Below are 17,097 nucleotides of genomic sequence, written 5' to 3' on the forward strand. Positions count from 1 at the left end.
CCCTATGAGCAGACCGGTCCGCCCCTTCCCGTTCCGCACGAGCCTGGACGACACAATGCATGCACTTGACGCGGTACTGCACGGCCTGGCTGTCGCGGGTGAAGACCCCCCTCAACTGCTGCCGGCCCGCGAGCAGATGGCCTTCACCCTCGGTTTCCACATCATCCTGGTCCCCTTCGGCGTCGCGCTCACCACGCTGATGCTCATCGCCCACTACCGAGGGCTGCGCCACGGCGACAAGGACGCTCTGCTGCTCGCACAGCGCTGGTCGAAGGTCGCGGCGGTGCTCTTCGCCGTCGGAGCCATCACCGGCACTGTGCTCTCCTTCGAACTCGGCGTGCTGTGGCCCGGGCTGATGGGTACCTACGGCTCCGCGTTCGGGTTCCCGTTCGCGATCGAAGGACTGTTCTTCTTCCTCGAAGCGATCTTCGTGTCGATCTACATCTACGGCTGGAAGCGGCTGCCGGGCTGGGCCCACTTCTGGAGCGGTGTCCCGGTCTCCCTCGCCAGCATCGGCGGTGCGGCCGCCGTGGTGGCCGCCAACAGCTGGATGAACCAGCCGGGCGGCATCACCATGCGCGACGGGAAGGTCGTCGCCGTCGAACCGGCCAAAGTGTTCTTCAACGGCGCGTTCTGGGGGGAGGCCGTACACATGCTGCTGGCGGCCTACATCGTGGCCGGCTTCGCCGTCGCCAGCGTGTACGCGACGGGCATGCTCAGGGGCCGCAGAAGCCGCTACCACCGCACAGGCTTCCTCATCGGCTTCGTGACCGCCGCCTGCATCCTGCCCGTCCAGATGCTCGTCGGCGACACACTCGCACGCCAGGTCTTCAACAAGGAACCTGCGAAGTTCGCCGCCATCGAACTACTGCCCACCACCGGCGCTCACGTCCCGGAAACGCTCGGCGGCGTCCTCATCGACGGCAAGGTCCGCTACGGGCTGCCGATCCCCGACATGGCGTCCCTGCTGGCCGGCTTCACACCTTCCACCACCATCAAGGGCCTGGACGCCATCCCCGCGGACGTGCGGCCCGACGACCGCTTGGTCAGCATCGTCCACCTCGCCTTCGACGTCATGATCGGCACCGCCTCCGCCCTGCTCGCCCTGGCGGTCTGGTTCGCCTGGCTCTGGTGGCGGCGACGCACGGTGCCGGACAGCCCATGGTTCCTGCGTGCCTGTGCGATCAGCGGCATCGTCGCCGTGATCTGCCTCGAAAGCGGCTGGATCGTCACCGAAGTCGGACGCCAGCCCTGGACCGTCGTCGGCCACCTGCTCACCCGGGACGCCGTGACCACCCAAGGAAACCTCTGGCCGCTCTTCGGCAGCGTCGTAGTCCTGTACTGCGCCGTCGGTGTCGCTGCGGTATGGGTGCTGCGCTCGATGAAGCGGCGCTGGCGCGACGAGGGCGACGACAGCGTCGAAGTCCCTTATGGACCAGCGCCCGAACTCGCGGGCGCCCGGCCCGGGAAGAAGGAGCAGTAGATGCCGGATCTGATCGCCGCCTTCCTGTTCATCGGAGTCATCGCCTATTCCCTGCTCGGCGGGGCCGACTTCGGAGCCGGGTTCTGGGACCTCACCGCCGGCGGTGCCGCCCGTGGTCGCGGTCCCCGCCACCTCATCGACACCTCGATCGGCCCGGTCTGGGAGGCCAATCACACCTGGCTCATCTACTGCCTGGTCATGCTGTGGACGGGCTTTCCGACCGCGTTCACCGCCATCACCACCACCCTGTACCTCCCGCTCATCCTCGCCGCCCTCGGCATCATGCTGCGCGGAGCCGGGTTCGCCTTCCGCAAGAACTCCCTGCGCACGCCCGAACAACGGCTCTATGGCGCCGCCTTCGCCCTCTCATCCCTGCTCACCCCGTACAGCTTCGGAGCGATCGCGGGGGCCATCGCCTCCGGCCGCGTCCCCACCGGCGGCAACGGTGACGCCCTGACCAGCTGGAACAATCCGACCTCCGTGCTGGGAGGCGTCCTGGCCGTCGTGGTCTGCGCCTATCTCGCCGCCATCTATCTCCACGTGGCGGCCCACCGCAGCAAAGAGGCCGAAGTCGCACGCTACTTCCGCAGCCGCGCCCTTGCCGCCGCCCTGGTCACCGGGCTGGTGTCCGTCGTCGGCATCTTCATCCTCCACGCCGACGCACCACGGCTGTTCCACCAGCTCAGCCATCGCGCCCTGGCCCTGGTCATCCTGGCTTCCCTGTCCGGCATCGCCGGCATCGTCCTACTGCGCGGCGCAAGGACCGACGTCCTGCGTCAGACGGCGGCGGCCGCAGTCGCACTCATCGTCTGCGGCTGGGGCGTTGCCCAATACCCGTACCTGCTGGGCACACACCTCACGCTCGGCGCAGCCGCTTCCCCCACCGCCACGTTGAAGGTGCTGCTCGGCGTCGCCTGCGCCGCCGCCGTCCTCATCCTTCCCTCTCTCGTTCTCCTGTTCCGGCTCGCCGGACGCGGACGCCTCGACACCGGTTGAGGGACTGGGATCCTTCATGGGCGTGAGCCCAGGCTGTTCAGAGCCCGAGGTCGGACAGTCCCGGGTGGTCGTCGGGGCGCGGTCCGAGCGGCCAATGGTATTTGCGTTCCGACTCGTCGATGGGGAGATCGATGGGCGGATCCGTGCCGACAGATCGCTCGTCGTCCCCTCATGCGCAGGCCTGGCCTCGCGTCACGGGGGTTCGGGACGCGAGGCCGGAGAAGATGGCGGCGAGCGTGGACGGCGAAGGCATGTTCGGCCCTGTGCTCTACAAACTCACGCCGGCATCGGCCGTCTCGTGCGGTACCAGATCATCGTCCTGGAGCCGCGCCGGTGGTCACTCCGGACCGGCTGATGGGCCGGATCCTTTCGCACCTGATCCGGGTCGTCTTGCCGACAGGACCGGCGTAGCGGCGAAAGGTCGCGCAGGCCACCACCGCGAAGAACCGCGGTCCCAAGCCGACGATCGTGCTCGTGCACGGTGCGTGGGCGGACGCGTCGAGCCGGAACCCGGGCCCGGTCGTCCTGGCGGGCCACTCCTACGGCGGCGTGGTCATCGCCAACGCCGCCACGCCCGGTTCGTGCGTCACCGCCGTCCCGTCGACGTTCCTGAACCTCGTGCAGTGCCCCGGCTCCTGGCGGCCGGTCAGCGCCGGATCCGAGCCCTCCGGTACGCCCGCCTGGAAGACCATCCCCTCCTGGGCTCACATCACCGAGGCCAACGCCGGTCACCTGTCCCTCATCACCACACGGTCGCCGCCGGTACTTGTCACGCGCGGGGCCGAACCCGAGTGAGGCGGGATCCGGCTCTCCGTTCGCGGCGGCACCAGCAGCACCGCGAATCGCGCGACGAGCAGCGCGAGAGCGACTGGCTCAGCACCTGGCAGCACGTCTACGACACGTATCACCAGTCGGCGCGGCGTGACGCCCTGGGAGAGGACTTCACCGGCTGGGACAGCAGTTACGACGGTTCCCCGATTCCGCTGGCGCACATGAGGGAGTGGCGGGACGCGGCCGTCGAGCGCATCCTGTCGCTCAAGCCGCGCCGCCTTCTGGAGATCGGTGTCGGCAGCGGCGCCCTCATGGGGCGGCTGGCACCCGACTGTCAGTCCTTCGTCGGTACGGATCTCTCCCCGGTGGCAATCTCGGGCCTCTCGGCGCAGGTCACGGCCCATCCCGAGCTGCGGCGCGGGGTGGAGTTGCGTCCCCAGCCGGCGCATGACACCAATGGTCTGCGCCCGGAGTCCTTCGACACCGTGGTCCTCAACTCGGTGGTGCAGTACTTCCCCAGCGGCGAGTACCTCGACGAGGTCCTCTCCGTGGCGGTCGATCTGACGGCGCCGGGAGGCGCCGACTTCGTCGGGGACGTACGGAACCTGCGCCTGCACCGGTGCCTGCTCAGTGCGGTGCAGGCGCGGCGGAGCGAGGAGAACGCGGACCGGCAGACCCTGCGCAGGGCCGTGGACCGGGCCGTCGCCACCGAGAACGAACTCCTCGTCGACCCCGGCTACTTCACCGATCTCGCGACGCGCCACCGCGATGTGGCCGCCGTCGACATCCAGGTGAAACAGGCGGTGCACGAGAACGAACTCAGCCGCTACCGCTACGACGTCGTCCTGACCAAGGCGTCGTCACGGGGAAGCACCGGGCTCCTGGGCCGTCTGACCGGCGGCAGGAGGAGCGCGGGCGCATCACGCTTCCTGGCCGCTCGACGGCGCTCCCGCGGTCCGGTGGGGTGAGGACGTGGCAGGACTCGACGCCCTCGACAGGAAACTGTCCGGCGGCACAGAGGGCATGCTGCGGGTCACCGGCATACCCAATCCCCGGCTGGCGTCCGACCTCCGGGATCTGGCCATGGTCGACGGGGTACCGGCCCGGCCGGCCGAGGAGTCCGCGCCCGACCAGGAGGAGCTGCGCGCGGTCGGCGCCCGCAACGGCTTCCGTGCGGTCGTGACCTGGTGCGGAGCCGGTGACAGCGGCAGCCTGGACGCGGTCTTCGTCCCGGTCCACGAAGCCGAGGGGGTCTCCCTCACCGGCGGTTACCTCCCGCGCCCGGCCGCCGAGGCCGGGGCGGTGAGGCCGATGGACGGGTACGTCAACACCCCTGGCCGCGCCGACCGGGCGGCGTCGCTCGTCGGCGCGCTGCGGGACCACCTCGCGGAGCGGCTGTCGGACATGATGCCGCCGGCCACCATCACGCTGGTCGACCGCCTGCCCGCCGTACCGGACGGCGCGGTCCGGGAGCGGGGAGGGGACGAATAGGCGGAGCGGACCGACGGCCGGTGCGGGAACGGAGGGGCGGGGGGCCGTAGACGGCTGCCAAGGCCTCCGTTCCCGGCCTGGGCCCGACGGCCGGCAGGGAGGACGCGTCCAGGCCATTGGGCATCAGTTCGGGAGCCCTCGCCGGTGAGGCAGTATCTGCCGGACACGCGCTACTGGGGGCGGAGTTGCGAGGGTTCCTCGTCGAAGCCGAGGTCGGCCTCGATGTCGTAACCCACGGAGTTGTGCTCCGCCGTGGGATGGGCGATGTCGGTACCGAGATCGAAGGCGGCGCCCTCGGCGGCCTCGACGAGGGCTTTCTCCTCGCGGCGCCGCGCAGCCTGCTCATGGTGCTCGGTGATCTGCTCGACGATGCCGTGAATGCCGTGATGGTGCTGGGACCGCTCAGAGTCACTCATGACGCAATCGTTGAGGGCAACTGCATATTTCACAACAAATCATGCATGAACGGCCGGTGACAGGACGTCGGAGTCCTCCGTTCCTGGCCGCGAGGGTCGTCGGCCCGGGTCCACTCGGCGTCGATGCGCATCGTGGCCCGGCACTCGTTGCCGTACGGGTCCCAACCGAGGTTGCCGGTCCTGGCGAACCGGGCCCAGGTCTCGTGCATGCGGACCTCCCCACCCTGCACGCCTGGACCATCGGTCCTTCAAGGTGGGGCGCTTCACGTTGACGCCTATACCTTGTACAGTCTCACCTATACATCGTCCATGTACAGCGCATGGCGCACCCTGTCGGGCCCCGCCCCATCGCACCCGCTCCCCCGCCAAGAGAGACGATCATGAAGACACTCATCACCGGCGCAACCGGCTACATCGGACGAGCGGTCGCACAGCGACTGCTCACCGCCGGGCACGACGTCACCGGACTGGCCCGCAACGAACTCGGCGTACGCACACTGACCACGGCTGGTATCGAGCCCGTACACGGTGCGCTCGACGACGCGGACTCACTCCGCGCTGCGGTGGAGGGCGCGGACGCTGTCATCGACACCGCGAGCGCCGACCACGCCGCGTCCACCACCACACTGCTGAAGGCCGTCGCCGGCACCGGAAAGCGCTTCATCAGGACCAGCGGCACCGGCATCTACACCGATCTCGCCGGGGGAGAGCCCGCCGGCATCGTCCACACCGAGGACGACGGCTACACCCCCATCCCTCCGCTGGCGCCCCGCTACAGCCTGGACGTCAGGACGCAGGAGGCCGCACTGACAGGCGACCACACTGTCGTGCTGCGCCCGTCCATGATCTACGGCTACGGCGGTAGCGAGCAGCTGCCCATACTGCTCCACGCTTCCCTGCGCGACGGCGTGAGCCGCTACGCCGGCCGCGGTCTGAACCGATACGGCAACGTCTATCTCGACGACCTGGCCGACGCCTATCTGCTCGCGCTGGAGCACGCCCCCGCCGGCAGCGTCTACAACCTCGCGGCCGACGAGTGCGACTTCCGCCGCATCGCGGAGGCCATCGCGGAGCTGTTGGGCTTCGAGGACGCCGTCTCGGCCACCGCAGAGGAGTACGCCCGGGCCCTCGGCCCCGTGCCCGCCGCCGGCCTGGGCAGCAACAGCCGAGTGGACTCGGCCAAGGCGCGCACCGAACTGGGCTGGACACCGCAGGGCCCGCCGCTGCTCGACGAACTCGTCCACGGTTCGTACCGTCGGATCTGGGGCCCCAAGAGCGTCACCATCACCGTCGCCCCCGGACAGGCCATCGTGTAGCGAGGTGCCCCTGCCTCGGTCGGACCCGCAAGGGGCTGTGCGGCTTGCGCCGTTGTTCGCGGGAAGCACCGGTACGAGGCCGAGCGCGCCGCGGGGCATGCCGTTCTGCTCGCCGTTCAGGAAGCGCGTTCGGGCTTGCCCTTCGCGGGCTCGGTGGCGATGCCGCGGATGCCAGTGATCAACATGTCCAGGCCCAGGCTGTAGTAGGCGTCCGGGCTCGCGCAGGCCGCCAGACTGCCTGCCGAGGCAACGATGTTGGGGTAGCGGCGTGGGGACAGGGCTCCGAGGGAAGCCGCTTTCACGCGGATGGCGTCCTCGTGTGCCTCGTCGTCGTCACCGTGCCGCCGGCCGGGCTCGCTCGTGACGAGGGTGACGACCGCACTGAGGAGATATCCGCCGATCTCGGCAGCCGTTTCCGGCGAGAACCCGGCCTGCCTGAGGTGGGAGAGGGTGCGCTCGGCGACGATCAGGCCCGCCTCCGAGGAGAGGATGCGGGAGGTAGCTAGCCCGGCCACCGCCGGGTGGGGGCGAAGGGCAGCCAGAACGGCTTCCAGTGCGGCGCGCAACTGTCGGGGCCAGGGCTCCGAGCCCACCGGCGGCAAGTCGACGTCGCCGAAGAGGCGTTCGGCCACGCCGTCGAGGAGTTGGTCCTTGTCCTTGTAATGCCAGTACAGCGCCATCGGTGTCACGTGGTGGTCCTGAGCGAGGCGGCGGATGGTGACCGCCTCCAGACCTTCGGCGTCCGCCAGCGCCACCGCACTGGCGGCGATGGCCTCGCGACTGAGCCTCTCGCGTGTCCGCCGATCGGTCCTGCTGTTCTTCATATCGACGACCATACACTGTACATGTACATCCGCGCGGCCCCGGACTCCGGAGGCGGCGAGGCCGGATCCCCGAAGGAACCACCGGCCGCCTCAGCCCTCCCCGGCACTCGTCTGCGGGGACAGTGTGCGCATCGACCGCATGGCCTGGTCGAGTCCGACCTCCAGGTATTCGAGGCTGTCGGTCGCGTGCAGCATCGTGGCTCCGCCGCTGATCACACCCAGCAGCACGATCGCCGTGGCGTCCGGGTCGGTCTCCGGGCGCGCTTCACCGCGCTCGACCAGTGCGCGAACACCCGCGGACAGGTGCCCGCGCCAGCGGTCGTACAGGTCGGTGATCACTTCGTTCGTGCCCGGGTGGGCCATTCCGAGCTGGGCGGTGAGTGCGGAAAGCGGGCAGCTGTCCCTCTGGGAGGCGTAGTTGGCGATGACCTGGTCGCGCCAGGCCTCCCACTGGGACCAGCTGGTCAGGTCGCCGAGGAAGGGCTGCTGCTCGGCGAGCACCTGATCGGCCTCGTGCCGCGCCACCGCGAGCAACAGCTCGGACTTGCCGTTCGGGAAGTAGTGGAAGAGCTGGCTCTTGCTCGTGGCCGTGGCCGCGCGAATGTCGTCCAGGCTCGCGTTCGCCGCGCCGAGCTCGCGCATGAGCGCGGCTGCGCTGACGACGATCCGCTGCCGGGTGGCAATGCCCTTCGAGGTGAGCGGCGGCATGGGTACTCCGTTCGACGACTCCAAAAAAGTGGACTTGACAGTCCATTCTAGCGGTCGCAGGATTGGACTATTCAGTCCAACAATTGGGGAGCACCCGCACCATGAGCACCCGCCTGCAGCACAAGACAGCACTCGTCACCGGCGCCACCAGCAACATCGGGCGGGCCGTCGCCCTGGCCCTCGCCGCCGAAGGCGCACACGTAGCCATCTCCGGACGCAACCGTGAACGCGGCGCACAGGTCGTGGCCGAGATCCGTGCCACGGGCGGCACGGCCCACTTCCTGCCCGCCGACCTCGACGGCAGTGCCGCCACCTCGCGCGCTCTCGCCGAAGAGGCCGCCACCGTCCTGGGCGGGCGCATCGACATCCTGGTCAACAACGCCGGCATCTTCCCCGGCGACTCCACCCCCGACACCGACGAGGCGGCCTTCGACCAGGTCTTTGCCGTCAACGTCAAGGCGCCCTTCTTCCTGACCGCCGCGATCGCCCCGGTCATGGCGCGAGCAGGAGGGGGTGCCATCATCAACCTTGGTTCATGGGTCGCCCGGCTCGGCATTCCCATCGGCGCCCTGTACAGCTCGTCCAAGGGCGCGATCGAGACCCTAACCCGGGCCTGGGCCGCCGAATTCGGCCCCCAGGGCGTGCGGGTCAACGCCATCTCCCCGGGTGTCGTGCGCACCCCCTCCCCCGACGAGACGGCACCCCACCCCGGTGACGCGATGATGAAGGGCACACCGGCCGGCAGCATCGGCTCCCCCGAGGCCATCGCCCACGCGGCCGTCTACCTCGCGTCCGACGAATCCCGCTTCGTCCACGGCGCCGTGCTCGACGTGGACGGCGGCCGCACCACCGCCGCCGTCATCGCCTGGTGACGGCGGCCCGGCGCTGAAGCGGCCGGTACGGTCAGGCCTGCCCGGTCTCGAAACGGCTGATCCTGTCACCGGTGACCGTGAAGGCCCACCGGGTGCGCATGCTTCCCCAGGTGGAGTTGGTGTACGTGGCGACCAGCGAGCGGCCGTCGGCTGACACGCTCTCGACGTCGATGCGGCCGTCCGAGGAGAAGATCTCCCTCTCGGTCCAGGCCGACAGATCCCGGTCGGTGCCGTCGTCGGACATGGTCGCATCGTCGGTGAGGACGGCGAAGAAGGCGCTCTTGTCGCCGGAATTGATGGCAGCGACAAGCGCGGCCACGGCGGGGGCGGTGAGCTGGGCGGTCACGGGAGCCTCCACGGGATGCGAAATGAGGATGGGGACGGGCACGAAGGAATCCCGGGACCGGCCGCCCGCTGCGACCGGTGCCGGAGCCCCGGTTCCCGCCTGGCAGGGCGCCGGGTGTCGTGCCGATCAGCCTGCCGAGGGCTCTGGTCGGCGGCCGACTGGCTGGGCAGTGAGCATCACAACAAGTGATGTACAGGGCAGGACACTTCGTGGCCCCGACGCGGCCCGTGCACTCCGGGACGCGCACGCGCAGGGGCCGCTACGACACCGTGATGGCCCCCACCGGGCAGACGCGGACGGCTTCCCCGACCATCGGATCGGCCGAGTCCTCCTCATGGCCCGGCAGCAGTTCGCTGAAGCCGTCGTCGTCCTGGGTGAAGACCTTCGGCGCGGTCAGCGCGCACTGGCCGGCGCCGATGCACACACCCCTGTCGATACTGATCCGCGTCACCGCAGCGTCCTTTCCGGAAGGGGTCCCGGTCACCACGCCACGGGCAGTTCGAGCATGCCCTGGATCGTGTCGCCGGGCTTGAAGGGGATCTCCTCGACAGGTGCCGCCAGCCGCAGCCCCGGCAGCCGGTCGAAGAGGGTGCGCAGGGCGATCTCCATCTCGGCCCGCGCAAGGTTCTGGCCGAGGCACTGATGGATCCCGAAGCCGAAGGCGAGGTGGTGCCGCGACTGCCTGCCGAGGTCCAGTTCGTCCGGCTGCGGGTAGGCGGCCTCGTCCCGGTTGATCACCGAGGTGGCCAGTACGACACCGTCACCCGCCCGAATGGTCACCCCGGCAACCTCGATGTCCTGCGTCGCCACCCGTGAGAGGCCGTCTGCGATGGACAGGAAGCGCAGCAACTCCTCGACCGCCGCGGGCATCAGGTCCTCGGACGTGCGCAACCGGTCCAGCTGGTCCGGATACTGAAGGAGAGTGAACGTACCCAGCGAGATCATGTTCGCGGTCGTCTCGTGGCCCGCGACGAGCAGGATCTCGGCGAGTTGGACGAGTTCATCACGGTCGATGGCCCCGGTGTCGAGCTGCTGGGCGATGAGCTCGTCGAGCAGCCCCTCTCCCTGCTCGGACCGCTTGCGCTCGATCAGCGCCCGGAAGTACTCGTCGAGCGCCCTGCGTGCGTCCTCGACCTCGGCGGCTCCCGGCCCGCGCAGCAACCTGCGCGACTGGGCCTCGAAGAAGTCGTGGTCGGCGTACGGAACGCCGAGCAGCGCACAGATCACCATCGAGGGAACGGGCAGCGCGAAGGCGCTCACCAGGTCGGTTGGCGGACCCTGCTCGATCATGGCGTCCAGCAGCCGGTCGACGGTCTCCTGGATCCTCGGGCGCAGTGCGGCGGTCCGCTTCACGGAGAAGCTCGGGATCAGCATCCGGCGCTGTGCGTTGTGCTCGGGGTCGTCGACGCCGACCAGTTCGATACGCCGCCTGGTGCTTTGGGCCACCCGCTCGGTGAACACGGGGAACGCGGGATTCTCCCGGTCCGCCGACAGACGCTGGTCGACCAGCAGCGCCCGCGCCTCGGCGTGTCCGGTCACCAGCCACACCCGGCGGCCGTCGAAGAGCCTGGCGGAAGTCAGCGGCCGTTGCCCGTCGACCTGTGGCCGGTAGTCCGTCGGCGGGTGGTACGGGCAGGTCCGGTCCTGCGGGAAGGAGACGGTCTCGGTGTCTGTCATGGCGGGCCTCACAAACAGGATGGAGGGAGTCCTACCGATCTCCCACCACTAGATGCCTCAGTCACCTAAATGGTCTACGCGATGTTCGGCCAACTCGCCGTGGAGCTGTGCCGTCCGCTCCGTGCCCGGGACATGCCCGTGCCGCCGACGGCCGCCACCCGGGGGACGCGGTCTGTTGGCAGCCTAACTCCGCGGCATGTGTCCTGCCCCTTGAGCCGCAGGTGGACGCGTTCGCGGCGTGGTTCGGCCGCGCGATGCAGGTGCTGCGCGGACCGGCGGCCATGACGGCCTCCCGCCCGCGCAGCACCCGTACCGGGCTCGTGTCAGCCGAGTCCGACGGCGAAGACATGCAGGTCGAGGTCGTGAGGAAGCGTCACGCTCCTGATCTGCTTGCCCGCCGGGACCTGGAACGGTGTGGTGGCGAAGACGTAGACGGCGGGGCCGTTGCCACCGGGCTGATTGCGATGTCCGGTCCGTGCGACGAGCGTGTTGCCGAGGACCGGGTCCGTGCCGCCGCCCGGCAGGGTCCAGTCGCCGAACGACAGGTCCGCCTTCGCCGTACTGCCGTCGGTGAAGGTCACCGTGGCACTGCCCGCGTGATCACCATTGGTCGCCGAGCCCACGAACAGCATCTGTTCGGCGTCCTTCGCGGCGGCGGTCAGATCGATGGTCCGGCCGTCCGCGGCAACGTTGTCCGGCCGGCCCTGCGGCGCGGCCGGCCAGGTGAAGGAGGTGCCCGAGACGTCCAGACGCGCCCCGCCCTTGAGCCCGGCCGCCGACAGCGCCTGCCGCGAATAACTGTTCCCGGCTCCGTCGTAGTCGCCCTGGCCGTGATCCGCGTCGTCGGACAGCCCCCTGTTGTCGTAGGCGGCCGGAAGGCTGTCCTTCGAAGCGACCAGAACGATCGCGGACAGCCGTACGGGATCGGCGTGACCGCCTGCGGACACGGTCAGCGGCACTTCGTAGTAACCCTCCGCGGTCCCCGGCCCGGCCTTCACCGTCAGCGTCGCGGTGCCCGAACCCGTCGCCGGATCGAGCTTCAGCCGGGTGGTTCCCTGGCTCACGGTCAGGCCCTCCGGTGCCTCGGCGGTGACCGTCAAGGTCCGGTCGTGTCCGGCGAGGCGCTGCGCGGCGACCGCGAGTTCCGCTCCGTCGCCGCCCGGCTCGGCTGTGATCTGGTTGGGTGTCGCGTTGGCCAGGAAGGGGCGCTCACCGGTGCGGTAGGACGGCGGTGCCGCCTTCGCGGAGGTCGCCCAAGTGGTGTCCGGTGTGCCGGACAGCGAGAAGTCGAGCCGCCCGCCGTCGCTCACCGCCGACTGCGGGAGATAAGTACGCTCCCAGCTGCGGCCGTCGAGCTTCAGGTCATGCACGTACGGGCTGTCCGTCGAGGCCTTCGGGGCCCTGATGTCCAGATCGGCGCCGCGGCCCGGCAGGTCCAGCACGGCCCTTTCGAACAGCGGACTGTGCACGGTGAGGTCCGGCGTACCGGGAGTCGAGGGATAGAGGCCTAGAGCGGCCCAGACGTACCACGAGGACTGCGCGCCGAGATCGTCATTGCCCGGCTCGCCGTCCGGCGTGGGGCTGAAGAGGGTCGTCGCGATGTCCCGTACCGCCTTCTGCGTCTTCCACGGCGTGCCGAGGTGGTTGTAGACCCATGGCACACCGAAGTTGATCTCGTTTCCGGCCCACATGTAGGGCTCGTTCGGCCCCGCGTTGAGCTTGGTGAAGAACGTGTCGAGCCGCTGGGACGCGACGTCCCTGCCGCCCATGCCCGCGATCAGACCGGCGGTGTTCTGCGGTACGAGCCAGTTGTACTGTGCGGCGTTGCCTTCGTCGAAGCCGTCCTGGCCGAACTTGCCCGCAGGTGGCGGCTGGAAGCCGGGCCCGTCGGGGAAGCGCCCGTCCTCGCCGCGCGGCTGGAGATAGCCGGTGGCGGGGTTGAGGATGTTCTGCCAGTTCTGGCCGCGGCGCGTGAAGGTGCGGACGGTGTCCATGTCCTTGGCGGCGCGGGCGAGTTGTGCGATGGCGAAGTCGTCGATCGCCCACTCCAGTGTGACGGACCCGCCGACGCGCTGGTGGTCGCCGCGCGAGGCGTCGTTGTTGGGTGCGTAGCCGCGCTCGATGTAGTTGGCGATGTCGGGACGCTCCCGATAGGCGCCGGGGGTGTCGTCCACCGTCATCGCGCCCTTGACCAGGTACTTCAGCGCGGTCTTGAGGTCGAAGTCGCGGGCGCCGAAGGCGTACAGGCTGGCGATGAGGGGCACGGAGCTGTCGCCGGTCATCTGTCCCGTGTAGCTGTTCGCGAGCGGCCAGCGCGGCCACCAGCCGCCCTGTTCGGCATCGTTGACCAGGGACTGCGCCATGTCGCTCGCCTCCTTCGGCCACAGCATGGCCTGAAGGGGAGCGAGAGAGCGGTAGGTGTCCCAGTCCGAGAAGTTGGCGTACTGGGTACGGCCCTCGGGCAGCGTGCGCACCTTGTCGTCGAAGCCGATGTAGCGGCCGTCGGCGTCGTTGAATGTGTTCGGGTGCATCAGCGAGTGGTAGAGCGCGGTGTAGAACGTCTTCAGCTCATCGGTGTTCCGGCCCGCGACCCGTGCCTTGCCGAGCTCCTCGGTCCACCGGCCCCGGGTCTGCTTCCGCAGCTCCTCCAGGCTCCAACCGGGCACCTCGGAGGCCATGTTGGCCCGGGCGCCGTCCACGGAGACGTACGACATGGCCACCTTGGCGCGCACCGTTCGCGCCCCTTCGGTGTCGAAGGTCAGATAGGCACCGGCCCTGGGCGCGTCGACCGTGTCGCTGTCCTTCGTCACGGACGTTCCGTCCCAGGTGCCGTGCGCGGTGAACGGGCGGTCGAAGGTGATCGCGTAGTGAACGGTGTACTCGTTGCCCTTGCCGCAGAAGTTGCCGGTGGTGGCGGAGCCGGTGACCTGCCGGTCACCGACGATCCGCAGGTCGGCCTTCTTGTTCCCGGCGAGGCTCCCACCGCCCTTGACCAGGACCTGCGCCGCCTCGTCGCCCTCGGGGAAGGTGAACGCGGCGAGGCCGGTGCGCGTGGACGCGGTCAGCTCGGCACGCACCTTCGAGTCGTCGAGCGTGACCGCGTAATAGCCGGGTTCGGCCTCTTCGCCGGTGTGCGAGAAGTGTTCGGTACGGTCCCAGGGCGCCGCGCCGACATCGCCCGTCACGGGCAGGATCGGCACATCACCGAAGGCCGTGCAGCCGACCGAGGCGTGGTCGAGGCTGAAGCCCCGGATCCGGTCGCTGTGGTACTGGTACCCGGCGTACGAACCGGGGGTGTCGGGTGAGAACTGCATCATCCCGAACGGGACCGAAGGACCGGGAAAGTTGTTGATCTCGCCCACGGTGGAACCACCGCGCCCGGTGCCGATGAGCGGATCGACATAGTCCGCGGGATCGTCTACGAGTCGAACACCGGCCTTTGAAGCTGACAACGTTGTCAGACCGGCGGATGCCACGGCGGGTTGCACTCCGGCGAGGAGCAGTGTCGCCACGGTGGCGGTCACTGCACTTCGAGTATTCCAACGTCTCACGTACACCTCCGGTGCGGGTGCGGCTCAGGCCCACCACACATTCCGGGACGTGGCCATGTCCCGTCAAGAGGTGGGCACAGAAGCGAGTTCGCCGCGCCGGCCGCCAACTCGCCTGTCCAGGGACCGTCGTGGGCGGGCTGCGACGTCTGCCAGGAACACGCCCCGGACACCACCGTCGACAGCGAGCGTCCGAGGCCGGGACCTGTCCACCGCGCTCGGTGAAGCGTCAGGCGTCGGCAAGGTCCGCCCGCAGAACGGGCTTGGTCACCTTGCCCGAAGGGGTACGCGGCAGTTCCGTGCGCAGCACGAGTTCGCGCGGGATCTTGTAACGGGCGATCAGCGGAGTCATCCAGGTGCGCAGTTCTTCCAGGGTCAGTTCCGCGCCGTCGCTCAGTACGACGACGGCGACCACGGTCTCCCCCCACTGCCGGTGCGGCCGGCCGATGACCGCGACGTCGACGATGTCCGGGTGTCCGCGCAGGACCGCCTCGACCTCCTGCGAGGCGACGTTCTCACCACCGGTGATGATCATGTCCTGGATGCGGTCGACCAGGGTCACGAACCCGTCGGTGTCGATCCGGCCGAGGTCGCCGGTTCGGTACCAGTCGCCCGAGAAGACCTTGGCGGTGGCTTCCTCGTCGTCCAGGTATCCGACCATGCGGGTGTCCGAGCGCAGCCAGATCTCGCCGGTCTCACCGGCCGCCGCGTCCTTGCCCGCGACGGTGACGACGCGCAGGTCGACGCCGGGCATGCCACCGCGGCCGATGGAGCCGGCCTTGCTGATCTGCTCGTCGGGCGAGAGCGAGGAACCGACAGGGCCCATCTCGCTCATTCCGTACACCTGATGGAAGTTCGTGCTCCCGTAGGCGCTCATCAGGGTGCGGGCGGAGTCGGCGTCGAGCGGACCGCCGCCGTACGCCCACGCCCGTACGGAGTGCAGATCGAACTCCTTGAAGTCCGGCACTGCACGCAGGGGTGCGAGAAACGCGACGGGGGCTCCGAACACGGAAGTGACCCGCTCCCTCTGCATGATCTCCAGCATTCCCCGGGGTTCGTACTCATGCTGGAGCACCACGGTGCCGGCCATGAGGACCGTGCCCATCGTCCAGTTGTTCAGGGGCGATGCGTGCCAGACCGGCATGCAGACCAGGAAGCGCTCGTCGGGTCGCAGCGGCAGGGTGGCCGCGGTGTACGTGGCGGTGAGGGCGATACCGCGGTGCGTGTGCACACACCCCTTCGGGCGGCCGGACGTACCGGAGGTGTAGAGGATCTGGGCGATGCCGGTGTCCGTCGTGCGGGCACCGTCCCACTCGGCGGCCCGCTCGATCAGCGCTTCGAAGGAGGGGGTGTCGGACTCTGCCGCGCCGCGCTCCTCGTCCGGTCGGCTGATCAGCCAACGGACCTCGGCCGCGGCGTCGGTCGCGCGGGCGCCGATGGCCTCGTCCACGACGGCCACCCGGGCGCCGCAGTGCTTCAGGATCCGCTCCACCTCGGAGGTCTGGAGCTTGTGGTTGACGGGTACCAGGGTGGCGCCCGCGTGCCAGGCGCCGAAGGCGGCGAGGAGGAAAGCGGGCGTGTTGTACGTCATCACCGCCAGCCGGTCGCCGGGCCTCAGCCCCGCATCCCTCAGCACGCGGGCGGCCCGCCGGACGGCAGCGGCCAGCTCCCGGTAGGTCAATCGCTGATCACGGTAGACGACGGCTTCCTTGTCGCCGGCCTTGCGGACCGCGCTGTCCAGCATGGCACTGAGGTGCATTCCGGTCTCCTGATCGCATGCGAAGAGTGAGGTGGCGCTGTTTCGCCGAAGATATGAATCCCTGTTCGGAGCATGCAACATCGGGTGCCCATCCGTACAAAGCCGCGCCCCGAAGGAAGCCTGGGGTGGAAGGAAGAGTGACAGGAAGATACGAATAATGGTTCACTTCTTGCATGGCCTACCGCAAGACGCCCGCAGTGCAGGACCGGCTCGCCGCTGCGAAGGACCGCCTCATCCGGTGCGCCACGTCCGTCGTCGCCGATGTGGGCTGGGCGAGCGCGTCGGTCACCGCGGTGGCCGCCGCGGCCGGGATGTCGGTCGGCTCCGTCTACCAGCACTTCCCCTCGAAGGGCGCCCTGGCGGTGGAGGTCTTCCGGCGCGCCTCGGCGCGCGAGGTCGAGGTGCTGGGAGAGGTGCTCCGTGACGGCAGCGGCAATGCGGCGCAACGGCTCGCCTGCGGAGTCCGCGTCTTCGCCCGCCGTGCGCTGGAGCACCCCGGCCTGGCCTACGCCCTCCTCGCGGCCCCGGCCGAGCCCGCGCTGAACGAGGAGCGCTCGGAATTCCGCCGCCGCTATCGCGCGGTGTTCACCGATGTGATCCGCGAGGGCGTTGCCGCCGGACTGTTCCCCCAGCAGGATGCGGAGGTCACGGCGGCCGCGCTCACCGGCGCGATCGGTGAGGTGCTGGTCGATCCGCTGTCCGCTCCCACCGGCGACACGGCCGATCATCTGGTCGCCGAGCTGATGGCGATGTCGCTGCGCTGCGCAGGCGCCCCCTCGGCCATCACCGACTGAGGGCGTCGCCCTGGTCGTCATCCGACCGTGAACCCCGCCATGAGCCCCGCGCCCGCGGTACCCACCGGCCCCGTGCAGCGATGGAGGAATGGGCCG

The 17,097-nt window shown here is 69.4% G+C and carries 16 protein-coding genes and 2 pseudogenes; 8 read left to right on the top strand and 10 right to left on the bottom strand.

What is annotated here, in order from left to right:
- Positions 1-55 precede the first annotated feature (55 nt).
- A complete protein-coding gene (locus tag OG507_RS02385) occupies positions 56-1,483 on the top strand; it encodes a cytochrome ubiquinol oxidase subunit I (protein WP_327365427.1) in 1,428 nt (475 codons plus the stop codon).
- Positions 1,484-2,479, top strand: a complete 996-nt coding sequence (locus OG507_RS02390; protein ID WP_327365428.1) for a cytochrome d ubiquinol oxidase subunit II — start codon at positions 1,484-1,486, stop codon at positions 2,477-2,479.
- Between the two features lie 37 nt (positions 2,480-2,516).
- Here the strand turns inward: OG507_RS02390 and OG507_RS02395 are convergent.
- Positions 2,517-2,609, bottom strand: a pseudogene (locus OG507_RS02395) (DUF1348 domain-containing protein); the annotation flags it as partial.
- Positions 2,610-2,953: 344 nt separating this feature from the next.
- On the opposite strand from OG507_RS02395, the gene OG507_RS40305 reads away from it, so the two are divergent.
- The 3 genes from OG507_RS40305 to OG507_RS02410 are packed head-to-tail and all read left to right on the top strand — an operon-like array spanning position 2,954 to position 4,741.
- Positions 2,954-3,274, top strand: coding sequence for a hypothetical protein (locus OG507_RS40305; protein ID WP_442810929.1), 321 nt, complete (start codon positions 2,954-2,956; stop codon positions 3,272-3,274).
- Complete coding sequence (locus OG507_RS02405; protein ID WP_327365429.1) at positions 3,271-4,218, top strand: class I SAM-dependent methyltransferase; 948 nt, start codon at positions 3,271-3,273, stop codon at positions 4,216-4,218. Before OG507_RS40305 ends, OG507_RS02405 begins: the two co-directional genes overlap by 4 nt.
- A 4-nt stretch (positions 4,219-4,222) precedes the next feature.
- Positions 4,223-4,741 (top strand): hypothetical protein, encoded by a 519-nt coding sequence (locus tag OG507_RS02410; RefSeq protein ID WP_327365430.1) that lies wholly within the window; start codon positions 4,223-4,225, stop codon positions 4,739-4,741.
- A 170-nt stretch (positions 4,742-4,911) separates the two neighbouring features.
- Here OG507_RS02410 and OG507_RS02415 read toward each other — a convergent pair whose 3' ends face one another.
- Both OG507_RS02415 and OG507_RS02420 read right to left on the bottom strand, forming a co-directional pair.
- The gene (locus tag OG507_RS02415) at positions 4,912-5,157 is read right to left on the bottom strand and encodes a hypothetical protein (protein WP_327365431.1); all 246 of its coding nucleotides are present in this window, start codon (positions 5,155-5,157) and stop codon (positions 4,912-4,914) included.
- 29 nt (positions 5,158-5,186) lie between these two features.
- Positions 5,187-5,369: pseudogene (locus OG507_RS02420) on the bottom strand (hypothetical protein); the annotation flags it as partial.
- Between the two features lie 168 nt (positions 5,370-5,537).
- On the opposite strand from OG507_RS02420, the gene OG507_RS02425 reads away from it, so the two are divergent.
- Entirely contained in the window at positions 5,538-6,473 is a 936-nt protein-coding gene (locus tag OG507_RS02425) for an NAD-dependent epimerase/dehydratase family protein (RefSeq protein ID WP_327365432.1), read from the top strand.
- Between the two features lie 116 nt (positions 6,474-6,589).
- Here the strand turns inward: OG507_RS02425 and OG507_RS02430 are convergent, their stop codons facing one another.
- Both OG507_RS02430 and OG507_RS02435 read right to left on the bottom strand, forming a co-directional pair.
- A complete protein-coding gene (locus OG507_RS02430; protein WP_327365433.1) occupies positions 6,590-7,297 on the bottom strand; it encodes a TetR/AcrR family transcriptional regulator in 708 nt (235 codons plus the stop codon).
- A 90-nt stretch (positions 7,298-7,387) separates the two neighbouring features.
- Positions 7,388-8,005 (bottom strand): TetR/AcrR family transcriptional regulator, encoded by a 618-nt coding sequence (locus tag OG507_RS02435; RefSeq protein ID WP_327365434.1) that lies wholly within the window; start codon positions 8,003-8,005, stop codon positions 7,388-7,390.
- Between the two features lie 101 nt (positions 8,006-8,106).
- On the opposite strand from OG507_RS02435, the gene OG507_RS02440 reads away from it, so the two are divergent.
- The gene (locus OG507_RS02440) at positions 8,107-8,877 is read left to right on the top strand and encodes an SDR family NAD(P)-dependent oxidoreductase (protein ID WP_327365436.1); all 771 of its coding nucleotides are present in this window, start codon (positions 8,107-8,109) and stop codon (positions 8,875-8,877) included.
- A gap of 31 nt (positions 8,878-8,908) precedes the next feature.
- On the opposite strand, the gene OG507_RS02445 is transcribed toward OG507_RS02440, so the two are convergent.
- The 5 genes from OG507_RS02445 to OG507_RS02465 all read right to left on the bottom strand — a co-directional run bounded on the left by OG507_RS02445 (position 8,909) and on the right by OG507_RS02465 (position 16,207).
- Positions 8,909-9,223: a nuclear transport factor 2 family protein gene (locus OG507_RS02445; RefSeq protein ID WP_327365438.1), complete on the bottom strand. Its 315-nt coding sequence runs from the start codon at positions 9,221-9,223 to the stop codon at positions 8,909-8,911.
- A 259-nt stretch (positions 9,224-9,482) separates the two neighbouring features.
- A complete protein-coding gene (locus tag OG507_RS02450) occupies positions 9,483-9,674 on the bottom strand; it encodes a ferredoxin (RefSeq protein WP_327365439.1) in 192 nt (63 codons plus the stop codon).
- A 29-nt stretch (positions 9,675-9,703) separates the two neighbouring features.
- Positions 9,704-10,900, bottom strand: a complete 1,197-nt coding sequence (locus OG507_RS02455) for a cytochrome P450 (protein ID WP_327365441.1) — start codon at positions 10,898-10,900, stop codon at positions 9,704-9,706.
- 323 nt (positions 10,901-11,223) lie between these two features.
- A complete protein-coding gene (locus OG507_RS02460; RefSeq protein WP_327365442.1) occupies positions 11,224-14,424 on the bottom strand; it encodes a GH92 family glycosyl hydrolase in 3,201 nt (1,066 codons plus the stop codon).
- 253 nt (positions 14,425-14,677) lie between these two features.
- Positions 14,678-16,207: a class I adenylate-forming enzyme family protein gene (locus OG507_RS02465; RefSeq protein ID WP_327365443.1), complete on the bottom strand. Its 1,530-nt coding sequence runs from the start codon at positions 16,205-16,207 to the stop codon at positions 14,678-14,680.
- 173 nt (positions 16,208-16,380) lie between these two features.
- Here OG507_RS02465 and OG507_RS02470 point away from each other — a divergent pair, with 173 nt between their 5' ends.
- Positions 16,381-17,001, top strand: coding sequence for a TetR/AcrR family transcriptional regulator (locus tag OG507_RS02470; protein WP_327365444.1), 621 nt, complete (start codon positions 16,381-16,383; stop codon positions 16,999-17,001).
- Positions 17,002-17,097: the final 96 nt, after the last annotated feature.

This window comes from Streptomyces sp. NBC_01217, from assembly GCF_035994185.1.
Taxonomy (GTDB): Bacteria; Actinomycetota; Actinomycetes; order Streptomycetales; family Streptomycetaceae; genus Streptomyces.